The 12,425-nt window shown below is 35.5% G+C and carries 12 protein-coding genes; 11 read left to right on the forward strand and 1 reads right to left on the reverse strand.

Annotated elements, in window-relative coordinates:
- Positions 1 to 4: 4 nt before the first annotated feature.
- On the forward strand, positions 5 to 799 hold the full coding sequence (locus AC1DS7_RS08985; protein ID WP_063218628.1) for a hypothetical protein: 795 nt from the start codon (positions 5 to 7) through the stop codon (positions 797 to 799).
- Positions 800 to 803: 4 nt separating this feature from the next.
- Here AC1DS7_RS08985 and mprF read toward each other — a convergent pair whose 3' ends face one another.
- Positions 804 to 3,389 carry a bifunctional lysylphosphatidylglycerol flippase/synthetase MprF gene (mprF, locus tag AC1DS7_RS08990; RefSeq protein WP_476998923.1) on the reverse strand — a complete coding sequence of 862 codons (2,586 nt, stop codon included), beginning with the start codon at positions 3,387 to 3,389 and terminating at the stop codon, positions 804 to 806.
- Between the two features lie 186 nt (positions 3,390 to 3,575).
- Here mprF and AC1DS7_RS08995 point away from each other — a divergent pair, with 186 nt between their 5' ends.
- The 10 genes from AC1DS7_RS08995 to resC all read left to right on the forward strand — a co-directional run bounded on the left by AC1DS7_RS08995 (position 3,576) and on the right by resC (position 12,406).
- Positions 3,576 to 3,965 carry a hypothetical protein gene (locus tag AC1DS7_RS08995; protein WP_256484627.1) on the forward strand — a complete coding sequence of 130 codons (390 nt, stop codon included), beginning with the start codon at positions 3,576 to 3,578 and terminating at the stop codon, positions 3,963 to 3,965.
- Positions 3,966 to 3,987: 22 nt separating this feature from the next.
- Entirely contained in the window at positions 3,988 to 4,479 is a 492-nt protein-coding gene (locus AC1DS7_RS09000; RefSeq protein WP_002135239.1) for a YpuI family protein, read from the forward strand.
- A 106-nt stretch (positions 4,480 to 4,585) separates the two neighbouring features.
- Positions 4,586 to 5,500, forward strand: a complete 915-nt coding sequence (locus tag AC1DS7_RS09005) for a superoxide dismutase (RefSeq protein WP_002030730.1) — start codon at positions 4,586 to 4,588, stop codon at positions 5,498 to 5,500.
- Positions 5,501 to 5,612: 112 nt separating this feature from the next.
- Positions 5,613 to 6,737, forward strand: a complete 1,125-nt coding sequence (locus AC1DS7_RS09010) for a D-alanyl-D-alanine carboxypeptidase family protein (RefSeq protein ID WP_002086664.1) — start codon at positions 5,613 to 5,615, stop codon at positions 6,735 to 6,737.
- Positions 6,730 to 7,326 carry a spore maturation protein SpmA gene (gene spmA, locus AC1DS7_RS09015; protein WP_002086662.1) on the forward strand — a complete coding sequence of 199 codons (597 nt, stop codon included), beginning with the start codon at positions 6,730 to 6,732 and terminating at the stop codon, positions 7,324 to 7,326. The genes AC1DS7_RS09010 and spmA overlap by 8 nt, the downstream gene beginning before the upstream one ends.
- Positions 7,323 to 7,853: a spore maturation protein SpmB gene (gene spmB, locus AC1DS7_RS09020; protein WP_305927255.1), complete on the forward strand. Its 531-nt coding sequence runs from the start codon at positions 7,323 to 7,325 to the stop codon at positions 7,851 to 7,853. Before spmA ends, spmB begins: the two co-directional genes overlap by 4 nt.
- 289 nt (positions 7,854 to 8,142) lie before the next feature.
- On the forward strand, positions 8,143 to 8,871 hold the full coding sequence (rluB, locus tag AC1DS7_RS09025) for a 23S rRNA pseudouridine(2605) synthase RluB (protein WP_002011753.1): 729 nt from the start codon (positions 8,143 to 8,145) through the stop codon (positions 8,869 to 8,871).
- Between the two features lie 94 nt (positions 8,872 to 8,965).
- Entirely contained in the window at positions 8,966 to 9,487 is a 522-nt protein-coding gene (gene resA / locus AC1DS7_RS09030) for a thiol-disulfide oxidoreductase ResA (protein WP_002141016.1), read from the forward strand.
- Positions 9,488 to 9,608: 121 nt separating this feature from the next.
- The gene (gene resB / locus AC1DS7_RS09035) at positions 9,609 to 11,234 is read left to right on the forward strand and encodes a cytochrome c biogenesis protein ResB (RefSeq protein ID WP_061675123.1); all 1,626 of its coding nucleotides are present in this window, start codon (positions 9,609 to 9,611) and stop codon (positions 11,232 to 11,234) included.
- 14 nt (positions 11,235 to 11,248) lie between these two features.
- The gene (gene resC / locus AC1DS7_RS09040) at positions 11,249 to 12,406 is read left to right on the forward strand and encodes a cytochrome c biogenesis protein ResC (RefSeq protein WP_061675124.1); all 1,158 of its coding nucleotides are present in this window, start codon (positions 11,249 to 11,251) and stop codon (positions 12,404 to 12,406) included.
- Positions 12,407 to 12,425 lie beyond the last annotated feature (19 nt).

Here is a 12,425-nt window from a genome sequence, read left to right on the forward strand (position 1 = left end):
AAAAATGGTAGGTGATATTTTGAAAAATCTTGTCATTGGGCTTATTGCACTAGTACTTATTGTGGCAGGAGGATTTTACATAAAAAAATATCAAGAAACTGTAGAAACGACCGGAGATGTTCAAGAAGTGAAATGGGATGTGAAGAATAAAGAAGGAAATGAAAAAGTCGATATTTCGTTTCAATTGCTAAATAAAATGAATAATGAAGTTCGTGGTGTGAACGATCAAATTCGAGCAGTGATAGTGGATGGGAATTTGAAAAACATACAACAAACGAAGCCTATATTTGCTGGAAATGGATCGTATAAGCTATCTTCAGATGTAGCAAAAGGTGAAGAGCACACGATATTTTTGTATGAAGATGAAAACAAGTCCGTGGAATCATTTTCTAAGCAAGATTTTGGTGAAGAGAAAAAGGAGACAAACAAGGACAAGAATAAAAAGAAGCTACCTGTCGATACTGTACTTACAAAAAATATAGGAGAGCATCAAGTGTCTCTTTTATTTGGTGCATTACATCCGAATGAGGCAACGACATTAACATTTCAGTTTCAAGCGAAAAAGGGAGAAAAGCTGAAATTAAATTCAGGGAGAGGCGAAGTCAACGCGCTATATATCGTTGATGAAACGAGGGGACATTTTTTATATGCCATTCCTGTTGATACGGATGAGCAATTACAATATCGTATTACATTTCCAGAAGAAGGAACATATAAAATATGGGGGGATTTCTATATAAATGGTAAGAAGTATGAAAAGGAGTTTAGTATACAAGTGCAAAAACGAAAAAACAGCTAAGTACTTAGCTGTTTTTTCGTTTTCCTATTAATTTTGTTACAGAGAGCATTGTAATTGGTAAAGAATGATTCTTTCGAAATGCTAAATACTTTCCACTCCATGCAGGTTTGTATTTTTCTTTAAAATTTCGTAAACCGCTGAAGCTATATGTGTAACGAACGTTATTAAATATTGCAGCAGCAACTCGTTCAGACCAGAACGATTGCGTTGATAAACCGACATTTGAGAGTGGTGCCATACCAATATTAAAGGAATGGTATTCATTTTCTTTTGCCCAGTGGAATAAGTGGATAAAAATTGCATCCATAATTCCGCTAGGGGCATCTGGATAATAACGCATTAAATCAACAGATAATATGCCACTTTGATATACTGGCATAAAGGTTGTGAATGCAATGATTTTTCCTTCTGCATCAGATAATGTAGCGATAGGGGCACGACTAATATACTCACGATCGAAGTACCCAAGTGAAAATCCTTTCTCTTTTTTTCCGCCGAGCCAAGCATCAGAAACTTTCTTTAATTCCTCGTATAATTCGTCTGAGAATGGTGGCTGATGAATAGAGAATGTATAACCTTCTCGTTCAAAACGGTTGAAAGTGGCTCGCATACCAGCACGTTTCTTTCCTGTTATTGTAAACGTATTTAAATCAACGACAGCCTCTTCACCAAGTTTAAAGAAGTTGTAGCCAAAATCGTGGTATAAGCTCATCCATTTGCTTTCAATTTGATAGAATACGCAAATATACCCAAATCGATCAGCTTCAGTTAAAAATTCTTGCAACACAGTGCGGTAGGAGGATGGATCACCAATTGGATCACCTAGTACAACAAGACGTTTTCCAGTAATTGAAAAGAGAAGAAGTGCTTTTCCGTCACTACTGAAGAAGAACTGTTTATCTCCTAAAAAACCTAAATGACTAAGTACATTCCCGCCATGTTCATCTAAGAAGTTTTCTAACCTTTTATCATTAGCTGGTTGCCCAGGAAATTGACTACGGTAACGATTGGCAATTAGTGAGCCGATAAGTAAAAAAGTAGGAACGAAAAAGGCTGCTGCTAATGCACTTCGTTTAACTTGTGTAATATTTCGAACGACAAAATCAGGTTGGAACGCTTCTTTTGCACCCGCAAATAAAATACCTAAGTTTTTATATAAATATAGCGTAAGTAATAAGAAGATAAATACTTTTACGATATCAGAAAGTGAGACTTCCATTTTCTCGCGTATAAATCTTTTACGAAGCATATACAACACAGCAAGTACGATTAATAAAATAAAGGTTTCTTCAATGTCAATTCCTTTTAGGGTATTAAAGATTGCTGCTCCAATTAAAGAAACAATCGTCATATAGTAAGAACGCTTTGTTCCATAATATATGCCTCGCGAAAGAATCAGGAGGAGAATACCGAATGTTAATGATAAGCTAAAAGAAAATTGAATAAGGTGCTTTGGAGCTAAAATATGTAAGGCGTGAGCTCGATTTATACTAGTCGGTAAAATTGTTGATAGAATAACCATTAAGCCAGCGAATACTGTTAAAGCGGCGGATGCCCATGAACCTAATTTCCCTAAAAAATCACGTTGTAAAGTCCAAATTACACCAGTTGTTTCTAACGCAGGTGCAATAAATGGTTTATCTTCAATTTTTTTTATGGCAGCTCCTGTCATTTCAAAGGCTGCAAAAATGAGACCTAGGCAGAATGGTAAGATGTAATAGACAAGTCGGTATAATAACATAGCAGGTAGTAATACGCCTGTATCAACGCCGTATTGTCCTAGTCCAGTTAAGAAAACAAGGTCAAATGAACCAAGGCCACCAGGAACAAGACTTACGACACCAGCTAAAGCAGCAATTACGTAAACACCTAAAAACTTTTGAAATTCGATATCAATTCCAAACAATATTAAAATGACGTACATAACGATACCGGCAGATACCCACTCGACTAATGAAACTAATGAATATAAAACAGTTGGATTTTTCTCTTCTTCTTCTTCCTCTTGTCCGTCTAGCTGTTTTGTTTTTCTATTTTTAATTTTAGAAAACCCAATATATATAGGAACGAAAAGAGCAAAGAAGATAAGAACAGGCCATAACCACGGTTTTTCGTGCAGAATAAAACTAGTGTCTAATATTCCAATAAGGCCGAGGAATGACAGAATGGCTAATCCGTTAATAAAAGCGGTTGTCATCCAAGCAATACTTTTAATAAGTTTTCCATTATCTTTTATATGCGGACGATATAGCATTGTACGTACACCGGCACCAACAAGACCACCAAAACCGATAAATCCATTTAAAGTGTTTGCAATCCATGAGATACGGAAAATCTTTTGTACAGGTATATCTGCTTTTAAGTAACGAAGCATAACAAAGTCATAAAAGAACATTGTTGAAACGGCAAATGCACCGAGTGTAATCGCTAAAAATACCCCACCAGTTGGAATGTTTTTAATTGTTTCAATTGCTTCTAAAAAAGAAATGCCTGCTAATTCTTTTTTAGCTTGAAAGAAAACAATTGTTAAGACAACAAATGGGAAGATTATTTTCCCGATTTGTAAGAAACGTTTCCATGAAAACGACATAAATACAACTCTCCTTGTGTAAGAAAACTGAGACAATAATATTATTATGACAAACTTCAAGAAAAATAAAAAGGTAAATTCCTGTATAGGGAAGCTATTTTTTATATAGGTTATATTTAAAAGAATATTTCGTTTATTAGAAAATTAAGTTAAGATAAGATGAAAGAAGGAAGAGAGGGGAAGTAGATGATTATAATAGGTTATGCAGGATATGAGTTAGAAAAAGCAAAACCGAATACATCAGAAGATTTTTTTAATAGATCTGAAGTGACATATATATTAAATAATCAAGAGAAAACCTTTTCTGTCTTATATGTTCGATATTTTGAAGAAATTTTACAAGAAATTACCCCTTTTGAAGGAAATCCAGTTTATAAAGTAGAAGAACAAGACGTATATTTACGAGATATTGTAGCGATCGCTTGTTTACTGAAAGATAAAGAGCTACGCGCGCAGAAGCGCTTGTATCTCAATGAAGTAACAGACTTTCAACGATACTTTGATGAGGGAACAGTGGTGAAAGTACAAGAAATATTAGCTGAATTACATAAAAATAAAAGAGTAGAAATAGTGTAAAACGGCAAAGGAGAGAGAAGCCATGTCTAATTTGATGGTTGAAAATCAAACAGAACAAGTTTCTATATTTTTAGAAGATGTAATTTCCTTGATAACTAATTATGTAAATTATCATACGTTACCTTCTTTATTGGAGGAGACACCAACAGGAAACGAGCAATACTATAAAGGGATATTAGCATCAATAAGAAGACTTCTTGTTTTTTGTGAAGAAGGACTTGATGCATGTTTTGTTTTGCTGAATAGCCAACCATTTCGAAAGACCGCAGCTGAAACAGTTTTATATAAGATTTACCATCAAGTAATTGCAGAGTTTTTTTCGCCAAAGAATGATCATTGGTATGAAAATAGTCGTTCTGCTTATACAGGGAAAAATTCTATTGTTTTTCAGCAAATCCCCCCTAGATCTATAGAACGAATGATGAAGGATTTAGAAGGGAAATTTCAATTGATGCGTGAAGAACTAGAATATTATGAGACAGATTACCAAACAAAAATGTTGCACAAATATTAATTAAGGAAAAGAAGCTAAGGATACTTAGCTTCTTTTCCTTTTGTCCAGTTATATAAGGGATTTTAATTGAATATAGTTAAAGTGGATAGCATCAAGGAGGTGTGACATGAGTCAGCAAGGTGTATTTACAGATTACTTTCATGAAGTAGAAAGCTGGTGTGAAAGTGTTCTTCAAGTATTAGATAGCCGTGCAATGGAAGTGTATGATGTCCATATGCTTGCTTATAAAATTCAAACGTTATTAGAGCGTATGAAAGAGCATGAATACGACACAGATGCCGAGTTTATGTATGAAATAAGTGATGATGTAGAACATATTCAACACCATTTACAGGAAGTATTTATGCAAGAAGGAGAGGAATATGAACTATGTGAAAGAGGGGATAGCGAACGAGCTGTTCCGATTGGGGGGCATACCCTTCCGCCATTACCTTATCCATATAATGCGCTAGAACCGTACATTTCACGAGAAATTATGATGTTACACCATGATAAACACCATCGTAGTTACGTGGAAGGATTAAATAAAGCAGAGAAGATGATGGAAGAAGCGAGAAAAACAAATCAATTTGATTTAATTAAGCATTGGGAAAGAGAAGCGGCTTTTCATGGATCAGGTCATTACTTACACACGATATTTTGGAATAACATGAAAAAAGATGGTGGTGGAAGTCCGAGAGGGGCTTTTTCACAACAAATTGAGCAAGATTTCGGAAGTTTTTTACGTTTTCAAAAGCATTTCACGGAAGCCGCTTCTAAAGTGGAAGGTTCAGGATGGGCAATTCTTGTATGGGTACCCCGTTCAGGAAGGTTAGAAATTTTGCAAAGTACGCTTCATCAATTGTTTACACAGTGGGATACGATACCACTCCTTGTACTGGATGTATGGGAACATGCGTATTATTTACAATATCAAAATCGAAAAGATGAATATATTAAAAATTGGTGGAATGTTGTAAATTGGCCAGATGTAGAAAAGAGATTTGAAAGTGCGAAGCAAATTGAATGGACACCGTATTAGACGCATATCTCATGCGTCTTTTTTAGTGGAGGTGGAAGGAAGATTTCGTTCATATTTTAAAAGGCCAAGCATACACTTGTACAAAAAGTGCCAAAAGGACGTGGGGGGAAATATGAGACGAATTTGTATAATAATTACGCTAATTATAATGTACGCAAGCGTTATGCCAATTCCTGCATATGCAAAAATGAACGGTGGTGTCAGTGCTCGTAACGCAGTCTTAATGGAACAACAATCCGGTCGTGTGCTATATGGGAAATTAGAACATGAGCCACAAAAAATTGCTAGTATAACAAAAATTATGACAGCATTGTTAGCTGCTGAATCAGGAAAAATGAAAGAATTAGTATCGGTTAGTAATGAAGCGGTACGAGTAGAAGGATCGGCAATTTATTTAAAACCTGGACAAAAAGTTAAGTTAGAAGATTTAGTTTACGGATTAATGCTTAGATCTGGTAATGATGCAGCACAAGTAATTGCTGAAAATGTGGGAGGGAGTATAGAAGGATTTGTATATTTAATGAATGAAAAGGCGAAAGAAATCGGAATGAAAGATACGCATTTCTCAAACCCGCATGGCTTGGATGGGGATGGATCGCATTATTCGTCGGCTTATGACATGGCATTATTAACGAAATATGCAATGGGGAACGAGACCTTTAAGAAAATTTTTGGAACAAAAACGTATAAATCAGATTCTTGGGATTATCCGTGGAAAAATAAACATAAGCTTGTGACATCTTATTATGAATTTGCAACAGGGGGAAAGACAGGTTTTACGAAGAAAGCAGGACGGACGCTTGTCACAACAGCTTCAAAAGATGGATTAGATTTAATTGTCGTAACTTTGAGTGCTTCTAGTGACTGGGATGATCATATGAATTTGTTTGATAAAGGCTTTGAACGCTATAAGCAAGCGAAAGTTTTAGGACAAGGCGCACTCGCTGAAATAAATGAAAAGAAATATGCCAATCATGTTTATACGAAAAATAGTTTTTCTGTACCTTTAACTGAAGAGGAAAGAAAGAGCGTGTTATTGAAAGTTGAGCTCGATAAAAGTGCAAAACTTACGGATGGAGTAAAGATTGGGAAGACAGAAATTTATGTAGGGAACGAGAAAGTTGGAGAACGAAATTTGTTTTACAGTAAACGAAAGTTAGTAGCTACAACGGGAATGTATTGGAATAACGTAAAAGAAATCTTCTCTTACATGATAGGTGTTGGGATAGATGGTTAATCTCGTATGGGCAGCGATGGCAGTTATAGGGATTGTGTATGCCATGATAAATGGAACGATGGAAGAAGTGACCAAAGCAGTGTTTGAAGGGTCAAAAGATGCTGTAACGATTTGTATTGGACTTATTAGTGTTTTAGTATTTTGGCTCGGTTTAATGAAAATTGCTGAGGAAGCTGGATTGTTAAAGAAGTTAGTATCACTTTTTATGCCGATAGTAAAAAGATTATTTCCAGAAATACCGAAGGATCACCCGTCAATGGGATTCATTTTATCAAATATGATGGCGAACTTTTTTGGGTTAGGTAATGCAGCAACACCTTTAGGTATTAAAGCAATGGAACAACTGAAAGAGTTAAATGGTGGAAAGGATTCAGCAAGTCGTTCTATGGTGACGTTTCTAGCATTAAATACTTCAGCGATTACATTAATTCCGACTACTGTCATTTCGATTCGAATGACTTATGAATCAGCAAACCCTACTGAAATCGTTGGCGTAACATTTATAGCACAAGTGTTATCGATGATTGGAGCGATTTGGATTGACCGCTATTTTTACCGGAGAAGGAGTAGAAAGGGGCGGAAAAAATGAGTATTGTAAATACAGTTTCATTATGGGTAATTCCTTGTGTAATTGGTTTTATCCTTTTGTATGGCACGATAAAGAAAGTTCCAACGTACGAATCGTTCGTTGAGGGCGGAAAAGAAGGGATTCAAATTGCGGTTTCCATTTTGCCGTTTATGGTTGGAATGCTTGTATCTATTTCTATTTTCAGGGCATCAGGTGCTCTAGATGCGATGATATCGGTAATGAAGCCGATGTTAGACCTTATTCATGTACCAGCCGAAATCGTTCCACTTGCACTTATACGTCCGATTTCGGGATCTGCTGGTTTAAGTATTACGACCGACTTAATCGCTACATATGGGCCAGACTCGTTTATTGGTAGGTTAGCTTCAACGATGCAAGGTAGCACAGATACGACTTTTTATATATTAACAGTATACTTTGGGGCTGTCGGTATTAGAAAAATGGGAGATGCATTAAAGGTAGGACTTTTTGCAGATTTAATCGGAATTATTTGTTCAATTGTGTTTGTTTCCCTATTGTTTCAGTAATGCTATTCATTTTTTGCGCTATTTAGCTTATAATACGTATACGACCACTATTAACGTGTAGTTTAATAGTGGTTTTTTTATGCGGTGTTTTTGACAAAATGATGAACTTTTATCGTGGACAACATGAAAAAGTGTAAATAATAATAAAGGGTGAAAACGTGATATAGCCTTTATACGTTTATTATCATTGCTATGTTGTTAAAGGTAGGCGAAGTAAATGGCATAAAGCTTAGGCGGTTGCCAAGTCTTTCTAATGTAAGGTAAGATAAATTTGAGGTGAAAAAAAGAAATGGAACGATTACAAAAAGTGATTGCGCAAGCAGGTATTGCATCGAGAAGAAAGGCTGAGGAATTAATTCAGCAAGGGAAAGTGAAAGTTAATGGGAAAATAGTGAAGGAGTTAGGAACAAAAGTAACTCCTCAAGATAAAGTGGAAGTAAATAACATCCCTCTTGAAAAAGAAGAACCTGTTTATTTTTTACTATATAAACCAACTGGTGTAATTTCAAGTGTATCAGATGATAAAGGAAGAAATGTTGTAACAGACTTTTTCCCTGAAATTAGACAACGTTTATTCCCAATCGGACGCTTAGATTATGATACGTCTGGCGTATTATTGATGACAAATGATGGTGAATTTGCAAATGTATTAATGCATCCGAGATATAAAGTTGAAAAAACGTATGTTGCAAAAATTAAAGGGCCATTAACAGGTGAGAAAATTCGCATGTTAGAACGAGGTGTTGCATTAGAAGATGGGAAAACAGCACCAGCACAAGCGAAAATTATTTCTTGGGACAAGCGTAAAGAGATGGCAATTGTACAATTAACGATTCATGAAGGACGTAATCGTCAAGTACGCCGCATGTTTGAAGCGTTAGATTGTAAAGTAGTGAAACTAAAGCGTGAACGCTACGCCTTTTTAGAAGTAGGTAGCTTGCGACCTGGTGATGCAAGAGAATTGACACCACATGAGGTGAAACAATTACGTGCATTGGCTTCTACAAAGCCGCGCTAATCGATAGTGTGAAACTTTCACCAGTGGAATGCTCCGCTGGTGATTTATTAAAAAATACATATATTCATCACTCGTCGAAGAGAGGGGAGACAATATGAAAAAAAATCGCTTATTATTTCGTGTTATTATTCTACTCATTTTATGCGGTGCTGTAGGATTTACACTTTATCAAGGATTTTTTGCTGATAAAGAGAAAATGCAAATTGGAAAAGAAGCACCTAACTTTGTTGTGACAGATTTAGAAGGAAAGAAAATTGAACTGAAAGATTTAAAGGGAAAAGGTGTATTTTTAAATTTTTGGGGCACTTGGTGTAAACCGTGTGAAAAAGAAATGCCTTATATGAACGAATTATATCCAAAGTATAAAGAAAAAGGCGTTGAAATTATTGCGTTAGATGCAGATGAAACAGATATTGCTGTTAAGAACTTTGTGAAACAATATGATTTGAAATTCCCAGTTGCTATTGATAAAGGAACAAAAATCATAAGCACATATGGGGTAGGACCATTACCGACAAGCTTTTTGATTGATAAAGATGGAATAGTAGTCGAACAAATTATAGGTGAACAAACGAAAGAACAGTTAGAAGGATATTTAAAGAAAATTACTCCGTAATAAAGAAAGCCTTTACATATGAGGTGCATCCTTATAGTGCCTCTGATTTAAAAATTCTGAGTATTGCGGTAACTTGAGGTTAGAATATACAATAGTACATATAGATATAGGGGCGGTGAGAGTGTTGAAAGAAATTAAGTGTGAATGTGGACATGTTAATCCGATAGGAACCATTTTTTGTGAAGCATGTGGGAAACCATTTGAAAGTAATGAAAATATAAAATTATTGGATATGAGATATGAGGGGAGTGCTCGGAGATCTCTCACACATACAAAAACGATAGTCGATAAAATTTGGAGTTTTTTCTCTTCTGTAAAAGTAGGTGTATGGTTAATCGTAATAACTTTAGCTGCATCGGCAATAGGAACTATCTTTCCCCAAGAAATGTACATAACTCCAGGAATCGAACCAGCTGAATATTATAAGACCGAGTATGGATTTTTAGGACAATTATACTATCAATTAGGATTTAATAATTTATATGGATCATGGTGGTACATGATTTTAATTGCTTCCATTGGTATTTCACTTGTTATATGTAGTTTAGACCGTGTCATTCCTCTTTATAAAGCTTTAAAAAAACAAGGGGTGAAAAGACACCCAAGTTTTTTGAAAAGACAGAGAGTGCACGGGACTGGTACGCCGCATGAAGGTGACTTAGAACGAGTTCAAATTAATTTAAAGAAACGTAATTATAATGTGAAAGTGGAAGACGGTAACATTTTAGCTGAAAAGGGACGGTTTTCACGCTGGGGTCCATATGTGAATCATATTGGTCTCATTATCTTTTTATTCGGTGCAATGCTCCGTTTTTTACCGAGTATGTACGTAGACGAAGCCCTTTGGTTACGTGACGGTGAAACGAAAGAAATACCAGGAACGGATGGTCAATACTATTTAAAAAACGAGAAATTTATTAAGGAAGTTTATGATAAAAGTAAGGACAAGGAAGTTTTTGATGAAGCGATTGATCGTGTAGGCGATAAAATGATTGCGAAAAACTTCCAAACGAATGCTGTATTATATAAAGCGGTCGGCGAAAATATAGCAGGACAAAAACCGAAATTAGAAAAAGTAAAAGAAGCGGAAATTCGAGTGAATGAACCGCTGAAATTTGATCAATTTGCTGTATATCAAGTGGATTACAAAGAAAGTGAATTTAAAAGCATGTCATTCCATTTGCAAAACAAAGAAAATAATCAAAAGTGGGGACCGATTAAAGTAGATTTAACGAATCCTACAGAAAAATTTGATTTAGGAAATGGTTATTCTTTAGAACTATTAAGCTATTTTCCAGATTTTTATTTTGACGAGAATGGAAGACCAAATACGAAAACGAAATTACCAAACAACCCTGCATTTGTGTTTAAAATGTTTACGCCTGAAACACCAGATGGTGAAGTGAGTTTTGTCGGTATTCAGCAAAATATAGAACCAGATGGGAATAACAAATATAAAATGTCCTTTGCAGGTGTGGAAATGCAAAATGCAACAGCACTTACTGTAAGGAAAGATTTAACGCTTTGGATTCTCGGTATTGGAGGATTTATATTTATGGTTGGTGTGATTCAAGGGATGTATTGGAATCATCGCCGTATTTGGATACAACGCGTTAATGATGAATGGTGGATTGCAGGACATACGAATAAAAATTGGTTCGGTTTAAAGAAAGATATTGAAAGAGTACTAGAAGGTACAGCAATTCCGCAGCCAAGCGATAAAGTAGTGGATAAAAAAATTAGTTAAGGTGGGGAAACGATATGGTGCAAATAAGTAGTAACTTTCTCTTTACCGCATTTATTTTATATTTAATTGCAACTCTATTTTTCGGGGGAGCAATTAAAGAAAAAGGTCATAAATGGGCAAATATAGGAATAACGATTACAATTTTAGGGTTTATTGCACAAACAGTATATTTTGTTACAAGATGGATTGCATCAGGACATGCACCAGTTAGTAACTTTTTTGAATTCGGTACGTTTTTCGGCATGATGCTTGTTGGAGCATTTATTGTCATGTATTTTATGTACCGCGTAAGTATAATTGGACTCTTTGCATTACCAGTTGCGCTTTTATTAATTGCATATGCGAGTATGTTTCCGAGGGAAATATCTCCGCTTATTCCATCTTTAAAAAGTAATTGGTTACATATTCACGTGACGACTGCAGCAGCAGGACAAGCAATTTTAGCAATTAGTTTTATTACGGGCGTTATGTATTTATTGAAGAATGTAGATCAATCAACGAGAAGCAAACGTACATTTTGGTTAGAGACAGTAGTTTTCACACTTGTTTGTACAGTTGGGTTTATTGGAATAACAACGGTATTTTCTAGTATGAAATACGAAGCGAAGTTTCAATGGATTGATAAAAATGAACAACAAGTTGAAATGAAGTATAATCTCCCTGCTTTAGTTGGACCGCATGAAGGGAAGTTAATGACAGAAAATAAATTAGAGCCAACAGTTGAAGTTCCAGCGATTGTAAATGCGAAAAAATTAAATACTGTTATTTGGTCAGTGTTAGTGGGAACGCTACTTTATATTGTATTAAGACTTGTTTTACGTAAGCGAGTGTCAGCGGCACTTCAGCCGTTAGTAAAGAATACGAATAGTGATTTATTAGATGAAATCGGATATCGTTCTATTGCGATAGGATTCCCGGTGTTTACATTAGGAGCATTAATCTTTGCAATGATCTGGGCTCAAATCGCTTGGACGCGCTTTTGGGGTTGGGATCCAAAAGAAGTTTGGGCGCTTATTACTTGGCTCTTTTATGCTGCGGTATTACATTTACGTTTATCTAAAGGATGGCATGGAGAAAAATCCGCCTGGCTTGCAGTGATTGGTTTTGCAATCATTATGTTTAACTTTATTGTAGTAAACTTAATTATCGCGGGTTTACATTCATATGCATAGAGAAATAAAATAGGAAAGT

It is taken from the genome of Bacillus sp. P4_E1 (assembly GCF_056401715.1).